This is a genomic window from Vicinamibacteria bacterium (assembly GCA_035570235.1).
Taxonomy (GTDB): domain Bacteria; phylum Acidobacteriota; class Vicinamibacteria; order Fen-336; family Fen-336; genus DATMML01.
Genome location: DATMML010000015.1, coordinates 137,467 through 161,885, shown reverse-complemented (window position 1 = coordinate 161,885; position 24,419 = coordinate 137,467). Strand labels below are relative to the sequence as shown.

At 66.5% G+C, this 24,419-nt stretch carries 22 protein-coding genes; 9 read left to right on the top strand and 13 right to left on the bottom strand.

What is annotated here, in order from left to right; genetic code table 11:
• Nucleotides 1-47: 47 nt before the first annotated feature.
• Nucleotides 48-2,480, bottom strand: a complete 2,433-nt coding sequence (gene lptF / locus VN461_02975; protein HXB53717.1) for an LPS export ABC transporter permease LptF — start codon at nucleotides 2,478-2,480, stop codon at nucleotides 48-50.
• A gap of 142 nt (nucleotides 2,481-2,622) precedes the next feature.
• Here lptF and VN461_02970 point away from each other — a divergent pair, with 142 nt between their 5' ends.
• The 3 genes from VN461_02970 to VN461_02960 are packed head-to-tail and all read left to right on the top strand — an operon-like array spanning nucleotide 2,623 to nucleotide 5,236.
• The gene (locus tag VN461_02970; GenBank protein ID HXB53716.1) at nucleotides 2,623-3,540 is read left to right on the top strand and encodes a homoserine kinase; all 918 of its coding nucleotides are present in this window, start codon (nucleotides 2,623-2,625) and stop codon (nucleotides 3,538-3,540) included.
• Nucleotides 3,537-4,811, top strand: a complete 1,275-nt coding sequence (thrC, locus tag VN461_02965) for a threonine synthase (protein HXB53715.1) — start codon at nucleotides 3,537-3,539, stop codon at nucleotides 4,809-4,811. Before VN461_02970 ends, thrC begins: the two co-directional genes overlap by 4 nt.
• Before the next feature lie 47 nt (nucleotides 4,812-4,858).
• The gene (locus VN461_02960) at nucleotides 4,859-5,236 is read left to right on the top strand and encodes a hypothetical protein (GenBank protein ID HXB53714.1); all 378 of its coding nucleotides are present in this window, start codon (nucleotides 4,859-4,861) and stop codon (nucleotides 5,234-5,236) included.
• A gap of 82 nt (nucleotides 5,237-5,318) precedes the next feature.
• Here VN461_02960 and VN461_02955 read toward each other — a convergent pair whose 3' ends face one another.
• The 4 genes from VN461_02955 to VN461_02940 form a co-directional block, all read right to left on the bottom strand.
• Nucleotides 5,319-5,960 (bottom strand): class I SAM-dependent methyltransferase, encoded by a 642-nt coding sequence (locus VN461_02955; protein ID HXB53713.1) that lies wholly within the window; start codon nucleotides 5,958-5,960, stop codon nucleotides 5,319-5,321.
• Between the two features lie 27 nt (nucleotides 5,961-5,987).
• Nucleotides 5,988-7,655: an ATP-binding protein gene (locus VN461_02950; protein HXB53712.1), complete on the bottom strand. Its 1,668-nt coding sequence runs from the start codon at nucleotides 7,653-7,655 to the stop codon at nucleotides 5,988-5,990.
• Nucleotides 7,652-8,068: a response regulator gene (locus VN461_02945; protein ID HXB53711.1), complete on the bottom strand. Its 417-nt coding sequence runs from the start codon at nucleotides 8,066-8,068 to the stop codon at nucleotides 7,652-7,654. Before VN461_02945 ends, VN461_02950 begins: the two co-directional genes overlap by 4 nt.
• Before the next feature lie 561 nt (nucleotides 8,069-8,629).
• Nucleotides 8,630-10,003: a PP2C family protein-serine/threonine phosphatase gene (locus VN461_02940; protein ID HXB53710.1), complete on the bottom strand. Its 1,374-nt coding sequence runs from the start codon at nucleotides 10,001-10,003 to the stop codon at nucleotides 8,630-8,632.
• 766 nt (nucleotides 10,004-10,769) lie between these two features.
• On the opposite strand from VN461_02940, the gene VN461_02935 reads away from it, so the two are divergent.
• Entirely contained in the window at nucleotides 10,770-10,973 is a 204-nt protein-coding gene (locus VN461_02935; GenBank protein ID HXB53709.1) for a hypothetical protein, read from the top strand.
• A gap of 113 nt (nucleotides 10,974-11,086) precedes the next feature.
• On the opposite strand, the gene VN461_02930 is transcribed toward VN461_02935, so the two are convergent.
• Together VN461_02930 and VN461_02925 are read right to left on the bottom strand one after the other, a co-directional pair.
• Nucleotides 11,087-11,326: a DUF6364 family protein gene (locus VN461_02930; GenBank protein ID HXB53708.1), complete on the bottom strand. Its 240-nt coding sequence runs from the start codon at nucleotides 11,324-11,326 to the stop codon at nucleotides 11,087-11,089.
• A gap of 241 nt (nucleotides 11,327-11,567) precedes the next feature.
• Nucleotides 11,568-12,071 carry a DinB family protein gene (locus tag VN461_02925; protein HXB53707.1) on the bottom strand — a complete coding sequence of 168 codons (504 nt, stop codon included), beginning with the start codon at nucleotides 12,069-12,071 and terminating at the stop codon, nucleotides 11,568-11,570.
• A gap of 140 nt (nucleotides 12,072-12,211) precedes the next feature.
• Between VN461_02925 and VN461_02920 the strand changes: the two genes are divergently transcribed.
• Complete coding sequence (locus VN461_02920; protein ID HXB53706.1) at nucleotides 12,212-12,775, top strand: YdeI/OmpD-associated family protein; 564 nt, start codon at nucleotides 12,212-12,214, stop codon at nucleotides 12,773-12,775.
• 22 nt (nucleotides 12,776-12,797) lie between these two features.
• On the opposite strand, the gene VN461_02915 is transcribed toward VN461_02920, so the two are convergent.
• The 4 genes from VN461_02915 to VN461_02900 form a co-directional block, all read right to left on the bottom strand.
• The gene (locus VN461_02915) at nucleotides 12,798-13,979 is read right to left on the bottom strand and encodes a Gfo/Idh/MocA family oxidoreductase (GenBank protein ID HXB53705.1); all 1,182 of its coding nucleotides are present in this window, start codon (nucleotides 13,977-13,979) and stop codon (nucleotides 12,798-12,800) included.
• Nucleotides 13,980-14,447: 468 nt separating this feature from the next.
• Nucleotides 14,448-15,446 (bottom strand): hypothetical protein, encoded by a 999-nt coding sequence (locus VN461_02910; GenBank protein HXB53704.1) that lies wholly within the window; start codon nucleotides 15,444-15,446, stop codon nucleotides 14,448-14,450.
• Entirely contained in the window at nucleotides 15,443-17,434 is a 1,992-nt protein-coding gene (locus VN461_02905; protein ID HXB53703.1) for a M56 family metallopeptidase, read from the bottom strand. The genes VN461_02910 and VN461_02905 overlap by 4 nt, the downstream gene beginning before the upstream one ends.
• Nucleotides 17,431-17,814 (bottom strand): BlaI/MecI/CopY family transcriptional regulator, encoded by a 384-nt coding sequence (locus VN461_02900; protein HXB53702.1) that lies wholly within the window; start codon nucleotides 17,812-17,814, stop codon nucleotides 17,431-17,433. Before VN461_02900 ends, VN461_02905 begins: the two co-directional genes overlap by 4 nt.
• A gap of 250 nt (nucleotides 17,815-18,064) precedes the next feature.
• Here VN461_02900 and VN461_02895 point away from each other — a divergent pair, with 250 nt between their 5' ends.
• Complete coding sequence (locus VN461_02895; protein HXB53701.1) at nucleotides 18,065-18,496, top strand: plastocyanin/azurin family copper-binding protein; 432 nt, start codon at nucleotides 18,065-18,067, stop codon at nucleotides 18,494-18,496.
• Nucleotides 18,497-18,551: 55 nt separating this feature from the next.
• Here VN461_02895 and VN461_02890 read toward each other — a convergent pair whose 3' ends face one another.
• Complete coding sequence (locus VN461_02890) at nucleotides 18,552-19,286, bottom strand: HAD family acid phosphatase (GenBank protein ID HXB53700.1); 735 nt, start codon at nucleotides 19,284-19,286, stop codon at nucleotides 18,552-18,554.
• Complete coding sequence (locus VN461_02885) at nucleotides 19,287-20,987, bottom strand: hypothetical protein (protein ID HXB53699.1); 1,701 nt, start codon at nucleotides 20,985-20,987, stop codon at nucleotides 19,287-19,289.
• Nucleotides 20,988-21,200: 213 nt separating this feature from the next.
• Here VN461_02885 and VN461_02880 point away from each other — a divergent pair, with 213 nt between their 5' ends.
• The 3 genes from VN461_02880 to VN461_02870 all read left to right on the top strand — a co-directional run bounded on the left by VN461_02880 (nucleotide 21,201) and on the right by VN461_02870 (nucleotide 24,408).
• Nucleotides 21,201-21,443: a hypothetical protein gene (locus VN461_02880; protein HXB53698.1), complete on the top strand. Its 243-nt coding sequence runs from the start codon at nucleotides 21,201-21,203 to the stop codon at nucleotides 21,441-21,443.
• Between the two features lie 5 nt (nucleotides 21,444-21,448).
• Nucleotides 21,449-23,461 (top strand): 2-oxoacid:acceptor oxidoreductase subunit alpha, encoded by a 2,013-nt coding sequence (locus tag VN461_02875; GenBank protein HXB53697.1) that lies wholly within the window; start codon nucleotides 21,449-21,451, stop codon nucleotides 23,459-23,461.
• Between the two features lie 65 nt (nucleotides 23,462-23,526).
• The gene (locus VN461_02870; protein ID HXB53696.1) at nucleotides 23,527-24,408 is read left to right on the top strand and encodes a 2-oxoacid:ferredoxin oxidoreductase subunit beta; all 882 of its coding nucleotides are present in this window, start codon (nucleotides 23,527-23,529) and stop codon (nucleotides 24,406-24,408) included.
• Nucleotides 24,409-24,419 lie beyond the last annotated feature (11 nt).

The window sequence follows — 24,419 nt, the reverse complement described above, 5'->3', positions numbered from 1 at the left end:
GAGCCTGACGCCGGTCGGCGCCCCCCCCGGGCGTGAATGACCCCGCCTCAGGTTTCGAGCGTCAGCATCAGGTAGAGACCCGCTGCCCCGAAGATCAGGTTCGGGGCCCAGGCCGCGAGCAGGGGAGGCAGGAGGGCATTGTTGCCGAGGGCCTCGAAGATTCCCAGGCAAGCCCAGTAGACGATCGCGATCACGACCGAGGCTCCGATCCCGTAAAGAGCGCCCCGGCGGGCTACCGTGAACGAGAAGGGGATCCCGAGCAGGGTCATGATGAGGCCCACCGCCGGGAAGGCCAGCTTGCGGTGGAGCTGGACTTGGAGGGGAGCGGTATCGAAGCCCAGGGCCTCGAGAGAGGCGATGTGGGTCCGGAGCTCGGCAAATCCCAAGGTATCGGATGGCTTCTCCTCGCGGCGGAAGTAGTGGGGAGGGTCGATCTCGCCCCCGGGGTCGCGGCCGAGGGCCCGCACCCTCTCCAGGTCGAAACTCCGGAAGGACCTGGGGGGCTCGAGCAGGCGCCGCCAGCCCCGCTCCAGGTCATAGGTCTCGGAGGCCGGGTTCCAGGCGGCACGGCTGGCGAACACCCGCTCCCGCATGCTCCAGGTCTTGCCGTCCACGTCGTAGATGGAAAGGCCAAAGAGGGCGAACTCGGGTCGGCTCCGGAGGTCCTTGATCCCGGCCTCGGCCGGGTTCTTCCGCTCCACCAGGTAATCGTAGTTGTAGAGCTTGTTGTCGCTGGCCAGGATCCAGCGTCGGTCCAGGAAGCCGGAGGACTGGGGCGGCCGTCCCTTGATCACGTTGAAGTCCAGGGCCGCGATGCGGTTGGTGCTGGGCAGCACGAACTCCTGGGCGAGGTAGAGGCTGAGGCTCAGCAAGAGACCCACGCCGAGGAGGGGGGCGGCGGCGCGGTACACGCTTATGCCGCCCGCCTTCATGGCCGTGATCTCGTTGCGACGGGCGAGCACGCCGAAGGTCACGAGCACCGCCACCAGGATCGCCACCGGGGCCACCAGGTTGACGATGGCGAGGAGGTGGAACGCGTAAAAGTGCACGACCACCACCCCCCTGACCTTGTTCTCTTGGATGTCGTTGAAGAGGTCCAGGAACTCGGCCAGGGTGAAGATGGACACGAAGCCGGTGAGCACGAGCAGGAAGTGCCCGAAGTAGGCGCGGGCGATGTAGCGGTCGAGGAGGGTGGGGAAGCGCACCACCACCCGGGGGATGCGGAGCACCACCGCCGCCCTTTGGGCCGGGGGCCGGGGGGAGCCGGCCCCGGGGGGTGGCGCGGCCCGGCGCACCTTGGGCACCCACCCGAGGTAATGGGTTGGGTCCAGGGGATCGAAAGCGGCCTCGCGATTGTTCAAGGCGAGGAGCGCCACCGCCGCCGCCCCCAGAACGATGTTCGCCGTCCACATAGCCAGGAAGGGAGAGACCATGCCGTTGTCACCGGCCTGCTCCCCCATGCGGAGGAAGACGTAGTAGACGAAGATCACACCGATGGCAAGGGCGAAGGCGGCGGAGCGAGCCTCTTTCCGGCTACCCAGGGACAGACCCAGCCCGAGAACGCCAAAGACCAGGCAGGCGGTGGGGATCGCGAACTTCTTCTGCCACTCCACCGCGAATCGGGCGTACTCCTTGGGCGGCTTACCCTTGGCCTGGGCCTCCCGAATGGCCGCCTGAAGCTCGGGCAGGGTCATCTCCCGGTCCCCCTTGGCCAGGGGCAACCGAGGGAAGAACTCGTCGTAGGGGAGGGGGAAGTCCGCAAACTTGAACTGGGACTCCTCGTACTTCGCGGGGTCGGCGGGCGGGAACGTGTGCTGGGTGCCCGGCCCCAGGTGAAGCGTCACCGCCCTCTGGTTCTTGTCGATCACCAACCGGCCGGTGCGGGCCAGGATCACCTTGGGGGCGTCTTGCTCCCGGCTGTCATGAATGAAGACGTTCTTCCAGTCCCCGGTTTCGGCGGAAATGTCGGAGACATAGAGCATCATGCGGCCGGGGAGCAGCTCGTCGGTGAAGGTCCGCGGCTTCACCACCGTCCGGGCTTTGGTCACCACCAGCGAGAAGACCAACTCTCGGTGGGCCTGGTTGGCCGCGGGCAGGGCCACCGCGTTGATGTAGAAGGTGAGGAGGCCCGTAATGGCGGAGAGAATGAGCACCGGTCCCAGCAGGCGCAGAGGGCTCACGCCCGTGGCCCGCAAGGCCACGATCTCGCTGTCGCTGGCCAGGCGCCCAAAGGCCAGCAACACCCCGAGCAGGAAGGCCATGGGTATGGTCACGGCGAAGATGCTGGGCAGCAGATTAAAAAACACGCGCAGGATGGTGTAGAAGTCGGCGCTGCGTGCCACGAGGATGGCGAGCAGGCGGGGGATCTCGTTGATGAGGAGGACGAAGGTGAAGACCAGGAGCCCGAGGCCGGTGGGTGGGAGCATCTCGCGCAGGATGTAGCGGTCGAGAATGGTGGGCCGCAGCGAGAGAGACGCCATCCGGCCCATCGTAGCACGCAGGTGCGAATGCCCCCGCCCCGCGGGGCGGCTTTCCCGGGTGATCGCCTTGCGATATCGTGAGCAGGCGCGCGGGCGGGAGGTCCAGGTGGTGGGCACGAGGGCAAGGGAGGACGGAGGCTAGGTGGACCGGGTCACGGTCTATGCGCCGGGCTCGGCCTCAAACCTGGGCCCGGGCTTCGATTGCTTGGGCGTGGCCTTCACGGGCAAAGGCGATCGCGTCACCGCTGCGCGGCATGGCCCGCCCGGGGTGCGCGTGGTGCAAGTATCCGATCCCCGCATCCCCGTCGAGGCTGACCGCAACACCGCGGCCATCGCCGCCGCCGCGGTCCTTCGGCGCGCCGGCTCGGAGGCCGGTCTGGAGTTGACGGTGGAGAAGGGCCTCCCTCTCTCCGGCGGCATGGGGGGGAGCGCAGCTTCCGCGGTGGCGGGGGCGGTGGCGGCAGACGTGGTGGTCGGCGCCCGCCTGGGCCGTGACGACCTGCTGCTGGCCGCGCTGGAGGCGGAGAGCGTCGTGGCGGGGCGCCACGCCGACAACGTCGCCCCCTCGCTCTTGGGGGGGGCGGTCTTGGTGCTGAGTCTCGACCCCCCGCGGCTCGGACTGGTCCAAGTCCACTCCAGCCTGGGTTTCGTCCTCGTCACCCCCGCCTACGGCGTGGAGACGGCGGCGGCCCGGAAGGTGCTGCCGCGGCAGGTGGGACGCTCCGCGGCCGTGGCCCAAGCCGCTCACCTCGGGGCCCTGCTTCTCGGCCTCGAGCACGGCGACGCCGAGTTGGTGCGGGGGGCCATGGAAGACCGCATCGCCGAGCCCGCCCGCGCCCCCCTCTATCCGGGCTACCCGGAGGCGCGCGCCGCGGCCCGGGAGGCGGGGGCCCTAGGCGTGGCCGTGAGCGGGGCCGGGCCCACTCTCGTGGCCATCGTCACCCAGGGGGGCTCCGGCCCCGTGGCCCGCGCACTCGAGGACGCGTACCGCACCCTGGGCATGGCGGCCACCACCCACGTGGCGAAGGTCGACGGGCAGGGGGCGCGCGTCCTGCCGTGAGCCTTCTCCTCCGCTGCGCGACCTGCGGCACGCAGGTGCCCGCTCGGTCGTCCCGCGTTCAATGCGCCTGCGGAGGCCTCTTGGACGTGCTGCACTGTCCAGGGCCTTCCGGCCGCCAGCTGCGCGCCCGTTTCGACCGGCGCCTGGCCGCGGACCGGGCGGGGCAAGGGAGCGGCGTCTGGCGGTTCCGGGAACTGGTCCTGCCCGGCGTCACACCGGTCTCCCATCCCGAGGGCAACACCGAGCTCTACCGGCGGCCCCGGGTCTCCCGCTACGTGGGGCTCACGGACTTCGCCTTGAAGCACGAGGGCGAGAATCCCACCGGCTCCTTCAAGGACCGGGGGATGACGGTGGCCGTGACCCAGGCTGTGCGGGCGGGCGCCCGGGCCGTGGCTTGCGCGTCCACCGGCAACACCTCCGCCTCCATGGCCGCCTATGCGGCCCAGGCCGGCCTGCCCGCCCTGGTCTTCGTTCCCGCGGGGAAGGTGCCGGCGGGGAAGCTGGCCCAGGCCCTGGCCTACGGGGCGCGCACTCTCCTCGTGCGCGGCGACTTCGACGATTGCTTGCGCCTGGCGCGGGAAGCCTCCGAGGCCCTCGGCCTCATGCTGCTGAACTCGATCAACCCCTGGCGGATCGAAGGCCAGAAGACGATCGTCCTGGAGATGCTGCAGCAGCGCGGCTGGGAACCCCCGGACTGGATCGTGGTCCCCGCCGGCAATCTCGGCAACACCGCCGCCTTCGGCAAGGCGCTCTTGGAGGCCCGCGAGCTGGGGCTCATCAAGCGGCTCCCCCGCATTGCCGCCATCCAGGCCGCGGGCGCCAATCCCTTCTACCGCAGCTTTCGCACCGGCTTCCGCGAGCGCTTCCGCGTCAAGGCAGAGACCGTGGCCACGGCCATTCGCATCGGCGACCCCGCAAGTTTCGAGCGCGCCGTGCGGGCGGTGCGCGCGACCAAGGGGGTGGTGGCGGCGGTCCACGACCGCGAGATCCTCGAGGCCAAGGCGGTGGTGGATGGGGCGGGCATCGGTTGCGAGCCGGCCTCCGCCGCGGCCGTGGCCGGAGCCCGGCAGCTCAAGAGTCGCGGGCTCATCCGGGCGGGGGAGTCGGTGGTCGCCGTCCTCACCGGCCACCTTCTCAAGGACCCGCAGAGCGTCATCGAATTCCACCAGGGCCGGGCCCGGGGGGCGAACCCACCCCGGGCGATCGAAGCCACCGTCTCGGCGGTGGAGAAGCTGCTCGAGAGGAGCAGGTTCGGGAAGGGAAGGGCTTGAACGATCCCGGGAGGGCGAGAACCCCGGGGTCGATCCTGGAGGTGGTCATGGACTCACTGCTCGCCGCAATCTCCGGTGCCGACCATCGCGAAGTCGGGGGGGTGAAGTTGGATGTGGTGCCGGCGGCGAACGGCCGGGTCAAGCGAGTGATCTACCCGCCCGGCTTCCGCTGGTCGACCCACATGAAGCCGGTCGTGGGCACCGATCTCTGCATGCATGCCCATGTGGGCTTTCTGGCCCGCGGGCACGTCGGGGGCCGTTACCCGGACGGGTGCGAATTCGACCTCGTCGCTCCCTGCGTTCTCGCCCTGGATCCCGGCCACGACGCTTGGGTGGTGGGGGAGGAGACGGCGGTGCTCATCGAGTTCGATGCCGAGGGCGACACTGCCCGGCGCTTCGGGCTGCCCGATCGGCACCGCCACTGAGACGCTTGCCGGCGGATCCGCGTCCCTCTTGCGGAGGCGGACGACGGCGGGCGGAAACCACGGGGCGGGGATCCCCGGCCCGCTATCGCGTCTTGCAGCTCACCGAGATCCCCGACCGGCTCGTGTGGTCGATGGTCGTCTCGTAGTTTGGGCGGGCCCGCACGTAGTCCAGAAACGCGCCCACGCCGGCAAACCCGTCGAGGACATTGTGGGCGGTGAAGCAGCCGCCCACCGCGAGCTTCCCGTCGAGGTCCTTGAAGTATTGGGTGTACCAGTCTTTGTCCGCGTCAGAGAAGACGAAGTCGAACGGGCCGGGCAGCTCCTTCACCAGCTCATGGGCATTGCCGAGCCGGGCATCGACGAAACGGGCGACGCCGGCGGCTTCGAAGTTCTTCTGGGCGATCCCGTGCCGGCGCTCGTCGATCTCGATGGTCACGAGCTTCCCTCCCGTCTGGCTCATGGCCCACGCGATCCAGACCCCGGAGTGCCCGGTGGAGGTCCCAATCTCCAGGCCGCGCTTGAATCCCTTCTTCACGATGAGGTCGTGGAGCACCTGGCCATCCTCGTAGGGGACATTGAGATCATGCCAATCGTTGCGAGAGTGCTCGAGGAACCCCCGCACCCGGGCATCCAGCTCTTCAGAGGCGTCGCCGCCGCGGCTGGGGGCGGACGGCCCCGCAAAGACTGCGGCCACGAGGGCGACGCTCAGGCACTTGTTGGTCACGGTTTCTGCCTCCGCGGCCAGCTTAAATCAAGCGGGAGATGCGGGGTCCCGGGCCTGGGCGTGCTCGCTTGTTTCCTTGACCACCTTTTGCGCGCTGCGCGCGTCCAGGGGAAGGACCAGGCCGAACGTGCTGCCCTTGCCCACCTCTGACTCCACCCACATCTGGCCGCCGTGGCCTTCCACGATCAGCCGGCATATGTAGAGGCCCAGGCCGGTGCCCGAGATCGACAGGTGCTTCTCACTTCGGATCCGCGCGAACTTCTGGAAGAGTTTGCTGATCTGGTCCTGGGGGATGCCCAGGCCGTGGTCGAGGACCTCGATGACCACGTGATGGCTGCCGCGCTCGCGGCAGCGAACGGTGATGGAGCCGCCCTCCGGCGAGTACTTCACCGCGTTCATGGTCAGGTTGGTGATGACCTGGCGCAGGCGCTCGGGGTCGGCCACGACCTTCGGAAACCCCGCAGGAATGTCCATGAGCACAGAATGGTCGGACAGGCCCAGGGGAACGGCGTCCAGGATGAAGGGCCCGAGATCGACATCGGTGAAGTTGAAAGAGAACTGACCGGTCTCGATCTGGGTAATGAGAAGGGTGTCGTTAGCGAGCAGGGCCAGGTGCTCGGTCTCGCTGATGACCGTACGCATGAATTCCCGGCGGGCTTCGAGGGTGAGATCCTCTTCCTCGAGCACGAGCTCCGCGAAGCCCCGGATGGCCATGAGCGGCCGGCGGAAGTCGTGGGCCACAATGCCTACGAACTCGCTCTTCAGCCGATCGTACTCCTGGAGGAGGACGTTGGCGCGCTTGAGCTCCTCGTGCAGGCGCAGGTTCTCCACCGCCACCGTGGCCTGACCGGCAAGGGCCAGGAGCAGGTTCAAGTCCTCGTCTCCGAAGGGAATCCGGGCCGGACGGTCCGCGACCATGAGCAGCCCCTGGATCTGAGGCCCCCGCGTTATGGGGGCGATCATCACCGAGCTGATCCCCAGGTCCTGCACGACGTCGGCGAGGAGACGAGTGTCGGCCTGGGCCTTGTTCGAGACGAGGGGGCCGTTCTTGCGGAAGTTCCAGCGCGAGCGGGCCTCTCCGTCGACCGGGTAGCGGGCCCGGCTGACCTGTTCGGGGGTGAGCCCAAAACCAGGGCCCTGGGCGACCATCTGACGACGCTCGGGCTCGAAGAGAAAGACCAGCCCCCGCTCCGCCTTGAGCAGATCGGCGCTCTGGCGGGCCAGGTGGCCGAAGAGCGCGCCCGCCCCGCCCGCGAGCGAGAAGGCCCAGGACATCTTGTAGAGGCCCAGCAGTTCCTGCGCCTTGCGCTGGAGGATCCGCTTCTCGGCCTGGTTCCGGAGGAGCCGCGACACCCTCAGCTCCAACTCCACGGCGTCCACGGGTTCGCGCAACACCTCATCTGTTTCGGGTGGCACGTCGCGGGCGTCGAAGCGGAAGACCACGAGGACGGGAGGTTCCTGCCCGAGGGCCTGGCGTACGCTCCGCACGACCGTGCCCAGGCTGGGGTCGATGAGGGAGAGGGAGCCGATGAGGAGGTCGGGCGCGCAATCGATCACACCCTGGACGACGCGGCGGCCGGGGGGCACCAGCGTCACCCGATGCCCGACCGAGCGCAGAATCTGGGCCAGGGCCTCCGCCCGCTCCGGATCCTCGTGGACGATCGCGATGTGGCCCTGGTACGCGCCGGTGCTCACGGCTTGGCGCCCGGTGCCTGGTCGGGATTTTTGCTCCGCTCGATGCTGGTGAAGAGGCTCACAATCGATCGGAGCGCGGCCCGGGCGATGGGCTTCACGAGGTAGGAGTCGCCGCCGGCGTCGCGGCCGGTCGTGTAGTCCTTCAGGTCGCCCTTAGCGGTCACAAAAACGATGGGCACTCTCTTGTCGACGTGACGCAAGGCCTTGCATACGGCGTAGCCATCCATGTCGGGAAGGTTCACGTCCAGCAACACCAAGTCGAAGGGGCCCTTCTGGTCGGCCGCCTTCAGGCACTCGGTGCCCGATCCCGCCTCCACAACCTCAAACGTCTCCTGCTTCTCTGCCTCCAGGAGCGTCCGAATGAGGGACCGCGTGGGGACGTGATCGTCGACGACGAGAACGCGCTTGGCCATGCGGTTTCCTTCCGAAGGGTAGTCGCTTACCGAAGTCCAATTGTAACCCAGGAGTGAGGGGGGGAGCCGGAACGCCCCTCCGTCGCCCGCGGCCCACGCGGATCCGACGATCTGACCGTAACTCCTGTTCCCTCAGACGAATGCCGGAAGGCGCTGGCTGCGCCGGCGGAGGGGGAAAGGCCATCTTTACTGCGCGGGCGACTGCAAACTCCGGTGAATGCCGCCTAGGTCGATGGCCAGGCCTCGCGTACCGCAGTGAGGATGATCTCAAGCTTGTTGTCCAGAGCCGGTGGTATTTCCATCTCCGCGCGAATCTGAGTAACCGCTGCGCCAAGCTCCCCAAGCCACTCAGAGGAAGTCGTGAAAACAGTCGCTTGCACATTGGCGAGCCGGCGCGCGGCCTCCGGGAGTCGAGACTCGCCTAGCTCCCGCCGCACGGCCGTTACGAATTGATGCAGCTCGTCTGGACTGTTGAACTTCATCGCTCGGACACGCGAACAAAGGATCGCTTCTCGCCAATTCTCCTGAGACGCTTCGGGGTTTGTGGGCCTCGCGCCGCGGTCAAACGCAATCCACGAGCACAAGGGTCAAATCATCGGCAACGTTCCCGAGAGCCCAGGCTCGTGCCTGCTCCAGGAGCAGGTCCGCAGCGCTCTCCGCGGAGAGGGCCGCACTTGAGGCAACCGCGGCCTTCACCCGCTCGACGCTAAAGAACTCGCCCGCGGCATTTGTGGCATCCACGAGCCCGTCGGTGTAGAGCAGGAAACGATCGCCCGTCCGCAGTGGCTGTTCGAGCTGATGGTAGTGGGCGACGTCCATCAACCCCAGGGGCAGGCCGTTCTCCTCGAGCTCGTGTATCCGCGACTCGTCTGGGTGCCAGCGCAAGAGCGGTGGATGACCGGCGGCGCTGTATCGCATCACTCCCGCCTCGCGGTCTAAGAAGAGATAGGCCGCCGTCACGTACTGGCCGCCCAGCTGGCCCTCGAGCGTCTCGTTCATTCCGGTCAAGACCGCCGCGGGATCGTCCGCCTGTAGCTTTTGCGCTGCAACCGCCACCTTGACCATTGAGGCGAGCATGGCCGCCGGCACTCCATGGCCGGATACGTCGGCCACGAGGACGCCCAGGCGGCTGTCGCCCATCTCTAAGAAATCGTAGAAGTCCCCGGCCACGGCGGTCATGGGTCGATAGCGCGTCGCAACCGTGAGCCCGGCGACGCTCGGCATGGAACGGGGCAGGATCGACGACTGGATTTGGCGCGCGATGCTGAGCTCCTTGTCGAGGGCGAGTAGGCGTTCCGCATCCCGGAGGACACGCCGCGCCGCTATCGCGCCCAGGCACAGGATGAGCACGGTGGACCCCACCGGTTCCAGGTTGGGGCCGGACCAGGACAGCACCCCGAGTCCCCGCAAGTTGTCGAGCACCGCCGTCACCGCGAGGCTAATGAGGCCCACACGCAGCGTACTCAGGTCACGGCTGGGCGGCCACCTCCAGCGAAACAGGACCGCTAAGGCTCCCACCATGAACGCGATCGCGATCAGACTGTTAGGGGTTCCCGCCGAGCCGGGCCGTTGCAGCACCGCGTCCCCGGAGAAGGCAACCAAGGCGAACGCGGCCAGGAAGAAAGCCAACCAGCCCAGGCGCCGGCGCCACCGAGGGAAGATGGCCCGCAGGTAGAGGACCACGGGAAGCGGCATCACGTAGGTCAGGCCTGAGACCAAATAGAGCCAAAACGTGGTGGGTAGACCAAAGAAGAGGCGGAACGTTTCGGTGTGGGCCAGGAGCCGCAGGCCATAGAAAAGGGCAAACAGGCCGAACCACGGCAGCGACGACTCCGTCCGGCGGACCATGGGCCGAGCGTAGACAACGAGCGTAGTGATGCCCACGACGACCAAGACCGGCCCGAGGCCAAGGTTGAGGGCATCGGCGCGCAGCATGCGCCCGACATCCGCACGCGTCACTTCGAGCAATAGGGCTGTAGCTAAGCGGGGCATCCTCGGAGTCGGCCGATTCTACAGTGATGCCGACTCTTCCGAACCGGCGAGCGCCGGCAGGCTCGAGACGTGGTCTTCATAGGTGTCCCTGAGCCCGGGCGACCCGCCCCGGGCGGCTCGCGGCCAAGCAGAAAGCGGGGATTCTAGCTTCCGATAAGATATATTATGTAAACCTAGGTATGTGGAAGGACCTGTAAGGCACCACTTCTTCGCAGGGCTGAGGACCGGTCGGTGGCCCCAAGAGAAGGCCGCCAGGCGTGCCCACGGTCTCGAGAGAGTGGTCCGTGCTTGCTGCTTGGTCAGGACTTGGCTCTGCGTAAGCTAGATGCCCACCGAGGTCAGCCCGGGCGACGCCAAAACGGGCCTGCCAAGCCTCCTTTGGGGTAGGTAGCCGGAGAGAGGCTAAGGTGGCTTGCAGCCTAGCAGTGTGGATGAAGCTCCCCTACTCTCGCCCTTGAGTAGGGCAGGGCCAGTGACAATAAGGTCGGGGTGGCCGATCTCATTTCGGCCGACGAGGCCTATGGGGTCGACGTCTGCGCCCCCGTGGGCGGGGGCGGCCACGGAGAGTCTTCGTGTAGGCCGCCGGAGGTCGCTCAGCCACCCCTCTGGGGCTCGGGCCATCGAGCAGAGACAACGCCGTGGGCGGGTCCGCGACCAGCACGGGAGAATTTGGGTAGCCTTTCGGGTCCCGGGTCACGAGTACGTGGCATTGAGCAGCTTCGGCTGCGGCAGCGCAAACCGCATCTTCGAAGTCGGGCTGGCCGAGCAGCAGCGCGCGGCGAAGGACTGCCCCATCGACAGCGGCGACGGTCGGGAGGGCGAGCAGATCGCTCACGACGCGGCGTGCAAACGAGGCGCCCCGCTGGCGGGCGGCCAGGTAGAAGATGGTCGTGACCCCGTGGGCGGGGACTAGAATTTCGATCTCCTTCCTCTCCGCTGCAGCCCAAAGGGCACCTGCGGCATCCGCAAAGGGCGGTCGGTCGAGGAAGAAATCGAGGACAACGTTGACATCGAAGAGCAGCCGTTTCAACGGTACTTCCGCTCGAGGTGGTCGATATAGTCCTCGCGGCTGTACCTTGCGCCTTTGAGAATCCCTCGGAGCCGTCGGGTGATGGGCGGCAGGTCTTGATCCCTCACCGCCAGTGGCCGGGCGAGCGCGTCGAGATAAGTCTCCACCAAGCGCGAAACAGAGGTCCCTCGCTTGGCGGCGTACCGCTTAGCCCGCTCCACGACCTCTTCGTCCACGCTCAAGGTCAGCTTGCTCATGTACGTACGATATCACTCTATTCGCACGTATGGCAATGGTAGGCCTCCGCCGGCCAGTACCAACGGACTGAGCGATGCTTGTTTCCCGGCTACATGCGCAGGGGGCAGCGGTTCGAGGAACCCGGGGCCCTACGAGTGACGCGGGCGCCAGGAGAGTTACCTCAGCTTGGACGACGTACTGCTCCTCTGACGAGGGCGATGAGACTCAGACATCAACGTGGGAAGAGCGTCGCCCCCGCCCTCAGGTCCGAAGCGCCTCGCGTGCCATGCGCGCGTCGTAGCTCTCGCCGTAGATCGAGGGCACCTTGGCGTCTAGGGGCCGCAGGTACATCGTCAGCTGGCCGCGATGATGGATGGAATGATTCAGGGCGATCTGTATGAAGCTGACGGCGGGGAGTCGGAATACGCCACGGAAATCGATCGTCTTTAGAAGTTGGTCGCCAGATAGACCCTTCAATCGCGCGATGCTCGTGGCAAACCGTTCTTCGTACCAGGAGTTGACGTCTGCCGGCGACAGAACCGTGTCCGGTCGAGGCCGCGGTGTTAGATCGAACGCGCCCGATAAGACCGCCTCCAGAAAGCGGTTCTCGGCCGTGACGATGTGCCAGGCAAGATCGAGCGCGCTGCGGGAGATCGAATCCGGACGATAGTCGGCCTTGTCCGCGGGAATGGCGGCTATGACCTTCTTGGTCGTGGGGTACTCGGCGTGCAACGAAGGCAAGCCAACCGAGTTGAGAATGAGCAAGGCTTGATCGGGTGTCATAGGGTCCAATTAGAGCAAAACTATCCGCTGCGCACCAGCCGCATTTCGTCCAGCCGCTTGTCGGCATAGACTCACCGGGGGAGATTTAACGTTGGAGCAGCTGACGAGTGCTCTTGGGCCTCATGACTGAAACCCTCAGCTTTCGATCACCCTTGGAGTTTCATGAATGGTTGAGCGCGAATCATCTCAAGTCAGGTGGGATTTGGCTGCGCATTTTCAAGAAGGGCTCAGGAAAGCCCTCCATCACATATCCCGAGGCGCTGGATGAGGCGCTCTGCTTTGGATGGATCGACGCCCGAAAGGAGCGCTACGACGCCTCTTCATGGTTGCAAAGGTTCACCCCAAGACGCCCCAAGAGTGGCTGGTCCAAGATCAACACGCAACACGCGAAACGGCTGACGGGGGCCGGCCGGATGCGGGCGGCCGGTCGGGCCCAAGTCGATGCCGCGAAGAAGGATGGTCGTTGGGCCGCCGCCTACGACTCCCCAAGCAAGGCGACCCTTCCGAAGGATTTTCTGGCGGCCTTACGCCGACAAAAGAAAGCGAAGGCTTTCTTCGAGTCGCTCAACAAAGCGAACCGGTATGCGATTGCCTACCGGCTGCAAACCGCCAAGAAGCCCGAAGCGAGGCAGAGGCGCATGGAAATCATTCTGGCCATGCTGGCCAGAGGCGAGGCCTTCCATTGAAATACTTTGGTTGGCGGAATATTCAAACGACCTTCCTAGGGCCCACCCGCTGCGCTCGCTCCTCCGCCTGCAGCGCAAGCTCCATCGCCAGAAAACAGTGCTCCTGCGACATCGCCGTTTCCGTCCGGTTGAGGATGTCGTTGACCAACTGTTCGCCGTAGGGCAACTCTTGGTTCTTGCAGTCGATATAGCGCGTCTCCTTCTGGTCGACCAGGAATAAGTGATCCGTCCCCGGCCGGCCCGCGATGTCGACGTACTTGCGGAGCTCGATGTACCCCTCCGTGCCGAGGATGGTGAGCCGGCCGTCTCCCCAGGTGTTCAGCCCGCCCGGGGTGAACCAATCGACGCGGATGTACCCGCTGCCTCCGTTTCCGGAGACCATCACGTCGCCGAAATCCTCTATGCCGGGAGTGTCGGGATGATGAACGTTGCCCACTTGGGAGGCGATCACCTGGGCCCGTGTGGATCCAGTGAAGAACAGGAACTGATCGAATTGGTGCGAGCCGATGTCGCACAAGATGCCGCCGTAGCGCTCGCGTTCGAAGAACCACTCCGGGCGGGTCTTGGGGTTCATGCGGTGCGGCCCCAGCCCGATGGTCTGGATGACCTCGCCGATGGCTCCCGCCTTGACCAACTCCCCCGCCTTCACCGACGCTCGATTCTCGAGCCGCTCGCTGTAGAGAATCGAGTAGATGCGATGGGTTTCCTTTTGGACGCGGCGCACTTCCGCAAGCTGCCCGAGGGTGGTGATTCCCGGCTTGTCGACCATGTAGTCCTTGCCGTGGCGCATGACCTCGATGCCGAGCGGTGCGCGTTCATTTGGGATCGAGGCGCTCACAACGAGCTGAATCGAGGGGTCGTCGAGGATCTCCCGTTCGCCCCCGGCAAGCCTTGCTTGCGGGTAACGCTTGGAGAAAGCGCTGGCGAGGTCCGGCTCCTTCGCAAAGAACGAGACCAGCTCTCCCCCTCCGTGAAGGACCGCCTCCACCTGTCCATAGATGTGACCGTGGTTCAGGCCGACGGCCGCGAAGCGGATGCGCGCGCCCTTGGCCCGCGCCGGCTCTCCCGCTTGCGGCGAGGCGTTCGCGAGAAGCCGTGGGGAAGCCGAGACTCCCTCAGGGGGGGCAGAGGCCCAGGCGAGCCCCGCCACGGTAGTGATGGACGATCTCAGAAACTCGCGCCGCCCCGCTCGCTCAGCGACCATGGTTCCTCCTTGCCATCCCCACACCGCGTCGACGGTCAGCGACCCCTGACAAGGCCGCTTTGCCGGTTCTCGTTGGCCCTAGAGTGCAGCATGCCTGATATCGGGTTCAGCTAGCTTACCTCGAACCACGCTGGGGGCGTCTCGTATCAAGGACGCGCGAGCAACGCGAGCTGGGTGTCGGGGAAGAAGAGCTGGTGGGCCGGCAAGGCCGGGCGCGAGGAGTTCTGCCTGCCGTTCGCGCGGGGAGATGGATCAGGAGGCCGCCTACTAGGCCCGGCCCACCTCAACGCGGAGCGCTCGGTGCGTTCGCCGGCCCCGCGGAGGGAGGCGAAGCGTCAAACGCTCCCGCGCTGGCAATCGATGTGACATCAAGAAGGTCACGGGGATCCAATACCACTCGCCGGCGCTAGCCCGAGGCCGTCCGGGGTGGACGCCAGAGCCCTGATCCCTTGGTCAGGGCGCAGCCGACTACTCCGGTTCCTCGCCGTGGATCCGCATCGAAACGAGGTGGTCGACGGTGACCGCCTTCCCCGCTCGGCCCTGCACGCGGCGGACGAATTCGGTGGTCACTCCGTGGATGCGCAGGCTGACGAGGACATCCACGGCCACGCCCGAGTAGCCGAGGCCCTTCAGCTCCGTCACGAACTCAGGCGTGACGCCGTGGATCCGCATGGAAACCAGCTGGTCCGGGGTGAGCCGGTCGTAGCCCAGGCCCCGGAAGGTACGGATGTAGTCGGGGCTCACCCCATGGATCCGGAAGGCCACGAGCTGATCGGGGGCCAGATCGGTAAACCCGAGGCCTCGGATGTCACGGATGAAATCGAGGTTGGCACCGTGTATCCGGAGGGCCACGAGCTGATCTACGGGAAGGCGCTTGTACCCGAGACCAGCCAGGCCGCGGATGAACTCGGGGCTCGCGCCGTGGATGCGCAACGCCATCAGCTTGTCCATCGGCACGCGCTCGTAACCGAGAGCGGCCAGCTGTTCCAGGAAAGCCCGGCTGACATCGTGAATAGCGAGGGTCAGGGCTTTCTCGTCATCGATGTCGCCATAGCCGCGGCTTCGCATATCGGCGATGAAGGTTACACTGGGAGTAAAGGTAAAGTGCCCAGCCCCCTCCCCCGTCTGGAAGCGGCCCTCGAAACCGAGACTGCCCGCGTCGCGCTTCCAGGCGAAACGGACGTCGGCCGAGGCCGCGTCCATCAGGGCCGTCGTGAGCCCTTCGAGTTCGGCCAGGGGAACGGGATGCGACGAATCCCAGTTCCCCCGGCCTCCGCCGGCGCGCCGGATTGAGAGTTGAACGAGGGTGGTCGTCCCGCCCGTGTCGACAGGCCAGGTGGAGCGCTCCGCCGTCCACACACCTCTAATACCCTCCGACGTCGGAGAGCCTGCGGCCCCGGTCACGAAGAGCACGGCAACCAGCGCGCAGGCGCCGAGACCCCACTTCCGACTCCCCCGCTCCGTCATGGCTGTACCCCCCCCGGTTGCTGCAGGCTCTTAAGCCGCTTGAGCAGCCCGCCGCGTAACCCGCTGTTGCGGAGCTCGATCAGCTCCTCGGGCCGTAGCTTGTTGAAGCCGGCCTCCTTCAGTTCACGGATGAACGCAGGCGTGACCCCATGCGACCGGAGCTCAATGAGCATGCCGGCCGGGAGGTCCTCGTATCCCGCCTCCTTAAGCTCGCGCACGTACTCGGGCGTGACCCCCTGAGTGCGGAGTCCCAGCAACACCGGCAAGTCGAGCCCGGGGTAGCCCAGGCCAGCCATCTCGCGAATATAGGTGGGGCTCACCCCCTGGCTCCGCAGCGCGATCAGCTTGGACAGGGGCAGCTTGTCATAGCCGAGCGCCTTCAGCTCGGCGGCAAGCCGGCCGCTTACTCCCTGGCTGCGCAGGGCGATGAGTCTGGACACCGACAGCTCCTCGTACCCAGCCCCCTTCATCTCCGCCACGTACTCCGGCGAGACGCCCTGGGCGCGCAGCTCGAGAAGGTTAGAAATTGAGAGGCCGGTGATTCCCTGCTCCTTGAGCCCGCGCACGTAGCGAGCGGAGACTCCCTGCGCGCGGAGCGAGATGAGTTGATCCGGCGAAAGGCTCTTGTATCCCTCGCCGGCGAGGTCGCGGATGTATTCGGGACCGACCCCCTGTGACCGCAGGGCGATGAGCTGATCGGCGGTGAGCGACGGGTAGCCGAGGGCGTCCATGGCGTCAATGTATTCGGGGGTGACGCCGGCGCGGGCCAGCTCGAGGACGCGTTCCAGCGGGAAGGCGCGCGGGGCGGCGCGGGGCACCGGTGCGGGGCGTGGTTTCGGCTTCGGCTCCGGTGCGGGCGCCCCCTGCGGAGGCTCCTCGAGCGCGGCCGCGGTCGCCGGAGCAGAGGGATCCTCCGACGTGGCCGGCTGGGAGGGATGATCGTCGGATAGGGTCGACGCGGCGAACGTCGCCTTAAGGGTCGAGGGACCACACAGGAGCGACGACCCGACCCCGAGGGCGAGGCCGAGCACGGTCAGAGTCAGCACCGTGGCGAGGCCGCGCGACGCTCGCGACAGATGTTGCGGCGGGCCCACCAGCCGCGCGATCCGGTCCCAGAGCGAACCGCCCGTGGCGGCCATCGCCAACGCGGGCGCGGAGCAGAGCCCCTCCAGGTCGGCCAGAGCCCGCGCGTAGCGGGCCGCGTCCCCGCCCGCCGCCACCGCGAGGTCGTCGCAGCAGTGCTCGCGTTCGATTCGCATGCGGTGGGAAACCCACCAGACGGCCGGATGGTAGAAGAGAAGGGTCTCCACCGCGGCCTGGAGCAAGTTGACCAAGTAGTCACGGCGGCGGATGTGGGCGAGCTCGTGGGCGAGGATCAGCTCGAGTTGGGTCGGCGACAGTCCGATCACGGCGGAGGCGGGCAGGAGAATGATTGGCCGCAGCCACCCGATGACCGTGGGCACCTGGACAAGGGCGGACTCGTACAGGCGCACGGGGGCCGAGACCCGCAGGGCCCCAAGTAGCCGCTCCAGCGTCCCCTCGCTCACCGGTGTCGGCCTCGTGAGCCGGGAGCGCCGGAGGCGCTGCACCAATGCCCAACCACCGACCGTTCGTAAGGAAAGGGCGAGAACGCCCACCCCCCAGAGGACCACGCAGGTGGGGAGCAGCGGTTCGATCCGCCGGTTCAGTCCCGCGGTCGCTGAGCGCGGCGCGTTTGTCGATCCCAGGGTCGAGAACGCCCAGGGCGACCACTTCCCCACCGGGTTCCCCGCGTCCGCCATGGGCCCAACGGGGTCCGTGGAGGCGCGCATGAGCCAGAACGTCAGGGCCGGGAGGAGCAGCATGAGAAGGAGTGTCGCGGTAGCGAGCAGATACCGGACTTGGGGCGCCGAGCGTCGCCAGAGGAGGTTCAGGCTCCCCAGCAAGGCCGCGGCCGCGGCTCCCTGCCAGACGAAATGTAGAAGGCTCCAGCCAAGGGCCCGGATCATTCTCCACCTCCCTCGAGCCGATCGAGCATCTCCCGGATACGCGCCAGTTCCTCGCGCGACGTTTGTCGCGCCGAGAGCGCGTGCATGACCAGCTTGGTCGCCGAGCCGCCGAACGCCCGGTCAAGCAGGTCGTGCACGAGCTGCCGCTGCGTTTGGTCTTCGGGAGCCCGCGGCGTGTAAACGTGGGCGCGCGCGGTTTCGTCCCGTCGGACCAAGTTCTTCTCTGTCATGATCTGGAGCAGCTTGAGCGCCGTGGTATAGCCCGTGGGGCGGTGCTGCTCCATGCGTTCCTGGACCTCGCGCACCGTGCTGGGCCCGTGTTCCCAGAGCAAACGCAGGATTTCCAACTCGGCCGGCGTTGGGCGCGGAGGTGAGACCATGGGCAGACGCTACTACGAAGGTCTTCGTCGTGTCAACGATAATCTTCGTATATTGATTTGGAGACCCGCCGCTTCTTCGGGGCAGGAGTGTGGTCGCGGCCGACTTGTGCCGAGCTTGGTAAATCACTTACGGCCCCGGTAAGTACCGTTGATGGTCGGGCGTGGCTTAGGGCCAGCGCCGTCAATGGGTTATGGGGAGCCGCACTGGGGTACGGTTCTTGCTCTACCCCGCAGCGGAGGGTAGCCCAAGATGAATCGAATCGCTCTCGGAGTTCTTCTTGTCGTCGGAAGCCTCGGCGCCGTGATGTGTGGCGGGAGTTCGCCGTCCATGATCTCCGCCCCCTCTGGCGTCACTACGAGTGGGGCTCCAGCCATTGTGGTGACGATCGTTAGCGAGAATGGCTCGATGTCCTTTTCACCGAACCCAGTGACGCTGCACGTGGGCGCGGCGATCGCGTGGAAGAACAGCGACACGATCATCCATCAGATCGTCCAGGATAGCGGCGGTCAAGGGGGCAGTGGGGACTACGGCGGTGGGGGTTCGGGTGGGTCAGGTTTCAGCACGGATCAAGTGACGCCCGGGGCCACGACGTCCTCGATCACCTTCAGGACTCCAGGGGTGATCACCTATCATTGCGCCATCCATCCCAGCATGACGGGACGCATCACGGCCACCAACTGATCGATTGGCAGGAAACGGGGGGCGGCGCAGCGTCAACGGGGCGGCCGCGAATTCCCTAAGGCAAGAAGTAGACGGGGTTGGGAAGTTTAAAGGTGCGCTCCGCGTAGCCGCCTGTGAGATCGCTCTCCTGGTCGCCGATGGTGAAGAGGATGGTGTAGCCCTGCTCGGCCAGGCGGCGCCTTTCCGGGGCCTTGAAATCCACCGCGCTCGTGAAGTGAGCCCCCTCAGGGAACAGGATCAGCCCGTCCCACTCATAGCCCTGCTCCCTGAGGTTGCGCTCCGTGGCCTCTCGGAGCTGGGGCGGGCGTCCGCTGATGAAGAAGACGGCTACCCCCAAGGATCGTGCCCGGCGGGCCAGTTCGAGGGTGGGCCGAATGGCCTGCGATTTCCCCATCGCCTGCCAGGCCCGCAAGCCGCAAGGGCCCGTGTCGAGGTCGCACCCACCCGACGTGACGCGTCCCCAGCCGTTGGCTCGGTATGCGGGCCAGTTGGAGAGGGATGTCTCGTCGATATCAAACACGACGGCCGGCTTCGAGACTTGGCGGGCACGCGCCTCGAGGTAGGCTTGGGCCCTATCCGCGACCGCCACACAGTCCGACTCGTACCGGCCTGAGGAGATGTAGGTCTCGATCTGCCTCTGGGCGTCGAAGAGGTTGGGGACGGGCGCGATCCTCGAGCCGCTGGAGCAACCCCCTGTCGCGAGTATCGCAAGGGCGGCCCAGGTGATGGTCGAGACGCCACGGACAATCGTGCGGGGGCAGCGGGGCATCGTCTTGGTCGGGCCCCGCATTCAGAACCGCGAGGCCGTCAGCTCGACATCGGCCTTGACCCAGGCCTTTTGGAAGCGCTTTTCCACGGCCGCGGCCTCGGCGTCCCGGCCCTGGGTGCGCAGGGCTTTCGTCAGCCCGAAGAGCGACCAGCCGTTCTCCCGGTTGCGGCTCAGATCCTCCCAGTAGACGGTCGCGGCCTCCCTCGCTCGCCCACTCTCCAGGAGCACCGCACCCAGGAGCTGGCGGGTCGGGTAGTGCCATTCCGCAGGTTCCGTGTACGCGAGTGAGTCTTCCAGGTGCACGGCGCGTTCGACATGCGCAATCGCTTCCTCGTACTGCTTCCGACCCGCGGCCAGGGTGCCGGCCAGGGCCTCGGGCGCGATGGAGAATATGGCGGCCGCGGTGTTGGGCGAGAAGAGGTTGAAGTTCAGGCCCGGATCGGCGGCGATACGCCGCACTTCCGCGAGCTCCTTGTCGGCGTCGTCCAGTTGGCCCTTGCCGACGAAAGCGATTCCGCGGGCGTAGTGCCACACGCCGGTGAGGTAAAGGCTACGCTCCGGGGGGGGAGCCTCTTGCAGCATCTCGTTCCAATGGCCAAAGCGTGTCAGCGCGAAGTACGGCACGACGCGAAAGCCCGCGAGGAGGGGGACCTGCTCCAGCATGGGATCGGCGACCCTGGAGGCGACCTTGCGCGCGGACTCGATGGCCAGCCCACTGCGCCCTTCCATCGTGGCCGCGGACCAGAGGAAATGGATGTTGTGGGGGTAGTAGCCCATTGGGTAGATGCCTTGGGCCTGGCACTGGGCGATGTAGTCCTCGTCGGCGAGGATGGCCTTTTCGTTGGCAGCCGAGGCATCGGCATAGCGCCCCAGGCGCTGATAGATATGAGAGGGCATGTGGACCATGTGTCCGGCTCCCGGCATCAGCTTGAGTAGCCGGTCGGCCGCGGCCTCCGCCCGCTCCGGGCTCTTCGTGGACTCCATTACGTGGATGTAGTAGTGGGTCGCGCCCGGGTGGTCGGCCTTGCGGGCCAGCACCGACTCGAGAGCGGCCACGATCTCTGGCGTCTCCGGGTAGGGTGAGCCGTCCGGGGCCCAGTAGTTCCAGGGCCGGAGGTCCATGAGAGCCTCCGCCAGGAACGCGGCGGCGTCGAGGTCATTCGGGTACTTTCGAGAGACGGCTCGCATGGCGTCGGCATAGGCTCGGTCACGAACGGGGCGGTCGTCTGCCTTGCCGGAATAACGCTGGGCCACGGCGTCGATGTACGCCCGCTCCCGGGGCGACGCCTTGGCCTTCATGGCGAGGGCCTTCTGAGCCAGCGCATGCGCCTTCGGTTCGTCCTCAGGCGACATGGGCGCGTTGATGTTGGGGCCGAGTACGAGGGCCTGTCCCCAGTAGGCCATCGCGCAGTCGGGATCGAGCCGCGCCGCCTCCCGAAAGGCCCGGCCGGCCTCGGCGTGATTGAAACCGAAGGTCAGGTTCACGCCTTGATTAATGAAGAGCTGCGCTGGCTTTGACCGGGTGGTCACGAGAAAAGCGTGTGGACCCAGGTTCTGGAGCCGGGGCGCGAGCTGCCCGGAGGGGCCGGGTTTGTCCGCGCCCGCGGGCTTTTCATAGTGCTTGTGGTTCGTTTGGGCGAGGGCCGGCGTCACCAACAAGGCCAAGACCCCTCCCCACACCCCCCACGCGCGCGCAAATGCGGACGGGAACGCCTTCGCCATAAGACCCTCCTCCTCGTGAGGACCTGATTGTATTTCGGATGTCGAGCATCAGGTCTCCCCTGCTCGTAGATAGGCCGCCATACGAGGGTCAGATCGAGGATCTGATCGAGGAGGATCAGATCGAGGTTGACCCCCCCGCCCGACAGGCGTATACCTGCCTTGCGACCGACTCGCGCTCCCGCGCCCGTCGTACCAAGGCCGCCGGAGGACGTCATGCTTGTTGCCAAGATCGTGGTCGAGACGCTGCCCGGAAAAGCACTCGCAGTCGCCGAGCAGCTGGGACGTATCCAGCGCATGGGGTTGCCGTCGCCCGACGGCGACCATCGGGTGGTCGCCGTCTGGAGGGTCCATGACAGCGGCACCCTGGAGGGCCTGGCCGAGGTCCTGCACGCCCTGAGTCCGGAGATCCTGGAGGTGTACCCGACGCTGCTGGGAGAGGAACTAGAAGAGGAGTAGGCACGATGACGACGGAGATCGTGGTCGGAATCGCAGGTGCTGCCGGCGATGGTCTCGACCGGACGGGCGATACCCTCGCCCGCACCGCCGCGCGGCTGGGGTTGCACCTCTTCACCTACAACAGCTATCAGTCGCTGATCCGGGGCGGACACACTTGGCTGCGTCTCCGGCTCTCGGAGGAGAAGGTCGACAACCACGGCGACCATTTGAACGTGCTGATCGCCCTCAACCAGGACAGCATCGAACGCCATGCCGGCGAAGTGGAAGCCGGGGGGGCGATCATCTTCAACAGCGCGAGGTTCAAGTGCGATCCCGCCCTCGTACGGAAAGGGGTCGCCCTCGTACCCTTGCCCGTGCCCGAGCTGACCGCGCGCCTGGGTAAACTCCTGCCCGTCATGCAGAACACGGCGGCTTTGGGTGCGCTCTTGCACCTGATCGGCTTCGAGCTGGAAGCGACGGCCAAGATCCTTTCCGAGACCTTCGGGCGCAAGGAGAAGGAGATCATCGACCAGAACATGGGCGTGCTGCGGGCCGGCTACGAATACGCGGCGGGTAAGGTTCCCCCCCTGAGCTACCGCTGGAACTTCACGCGCAAGAGTCGGCCGGTGGTAACCGGCAACCTCATGACCGCCCTGGGGGCGGTGGCCGCGGGCTGCAAGTTCTATTCTGCCTACCCCATGAGCCCGGCCTCGTTCATCCTCCACTGGCTCGCTGCCCACAGCGAGAAGTGCGGGGTGCTCGTCAAGCAGGCGGAAGACGAGCTGGCGGTCATCAATCTCGCCATCGGGGCCGGCCACGCGGGGGTCCGCGCCATGTGCGCCACCTCCGGGGGAGGCTTCGCCCTCATGAGCGAGGCGATCGGAATGGCGGGCATGATCGAGACCCCGGTCGTCATCGTCAACGTTCAGCGCGGGGGCCCGTCCACCGGTCTTCCCACCAAGACCGAGCAAGGCGACCTGAACCAGGCCCTGGGCGCTTCGCAGGGCGACTTCCCGCGCGTGATCATCGCGCCGCGGGACGCGGCCGACAGCTTCCATACCGCGGTCGAGGCCTTCAACCTCGCGGAGACCTTCCAGCTGCCCGTCATCCTCATCTCCGACCTCCTCCTGGGGGAGCACCGCTCCACGGTCGACCCGGAGGCAATCTCGAGCGAGGTTCCGATCGAGCGGGGCGAGTGGGTCACCGAGCTCAGCCCCGAGGACTCGGTGAATGGAGGTTACAAGCGCTACCTACTCACCCCCTCGGGAGTGTCGCCGCGAGCCCGGCCCGGCCTCGCGGGGCTGATCCACGTTTCCGGCACGGATGACCACGACGAGAGCGGGATCCTCATCAGCGACGAGCACACGAATGCCGCCATCCGCCGGAAGATGCACGAGAAGCGGATGCGGAAGATGGCGGGCGTGCGGGCCCGGCTCAAGCCTCCCGTCCTGGAGGGCCCCGCCCAGGCCGAAGTCACGCTGATCGGGTGGGGCTCCACGTGGAGCGTCATCCGGGAGGCGGCCGCTCAGCTCACCCGGGATGGCATCGCGACCAACCAGCTCCACTTCAAGTACATGCACCCCTTCCATGACAGCGAGGCCACGGCCATCCTCAAGGCCTGCAAGCGGACGATCGTGGTCGAGAACAACTTCAGCGGCCAGTTCGCCCGCCATCTGCGGGCGGAGACCGGTTTCACCGTTGATCACGTTCTCACGCGGTACGACGGCGAGCCCTTTGAGCCGGCCTACATCGCCCGCTTGGTCAAGAACTTCATCGCGGGCACGCCCGTAGACCTCACAGTTCAGGAGCACGAGGCGAGGGAAATGGCTTACCACTACGTACGCATCCACATGCACGACCGGGCTCGGCCCGCCCGTCTCGCACAGGCTGCCCGCGGACGATACGGCGAAGCCGTTTGGGAGGTGGAGCTCGTGAATAGCGCCGACGGCAACCTCGAAGGGATGCTCGTCATCGGCATGGACACGGGCTCCATTCATGGCTTTCATTCCATGGCGTCGAGCCAACCGCAGGCAGGGTAAGGAGCGGACAGGGAATCGGGGGACAGGGCAGCGCGTTACCCAGCCGGAGAAGGAGGAGGACCGCTATGACCACCACCGTCGAATTGACCCTCAAGAGCCTGGAGGGAGCGGTCGATCCCGATTGGTGTCCCGGGTGCGGCGACTTCGGGGTGCTCAAGTCGCTCAAGGAGGCCATCGTCGAGCTGGGCATACCGGCCCACAAGGTGCTCGTGGTCTCCGGCATCGGCTGCTCCTCGAACCTGCCCGGCTTCATACACGCCTACGGCGTGCACAGCCTGCACGGGCGCTCCCTGCCCGTGGCCACGGGGGCGGCATTGGCCAACCACGACCTGCACGTCGTGGCCGTGGGGGGAGACGGCGACGGGTACGGGATCGGGATGGCGCACTTCATCCACGCCATGCGGCGGAACTTGAACCTGACCTACATCGTCATGGACAACGAGATCTACGGTCTCACCACCGGCCAGGCCTCCCCCACCACCGCGGAGGGCCACAAGACCAAGAGCACTCCCCGTGGCAACGCGGAGAAGCCCGTCCAACCCCTGGCCCTGGCCATCGCCACCGGCGCCACCTACGTGGCCCGCGGCTTCTCCGGAGAGCAGAAGCACCTCACGAAGCTCACCGCGGCCGCCATCGCGCATCGGGGCTTCTCCTTGATCGACGTGTTCAGTCCCTGCGTCACCTTCAACAAGGTCAACACCTACCCCTGGTTCAAGGAGCGGGTCTACAAGCTCGACGATGAGAAGGGCTACGATCCGACCGACCAGGCGGCGGCCTTGCAGAAGTCGATGGAGTTTGGCTCCCGGATCCCCATCGGGTGCCTCTATCAAGGGGACCGGCCCACTTACGAGGACAGCGAGCCGATCCTGAAGAAGGGTCCTCTGGTCGGGCAGCCCTTGGGCTTGGGCCGCGACACCTTTAGGGAGCTCTTGGCAGAGACGATGTAACCGTGGGGCAA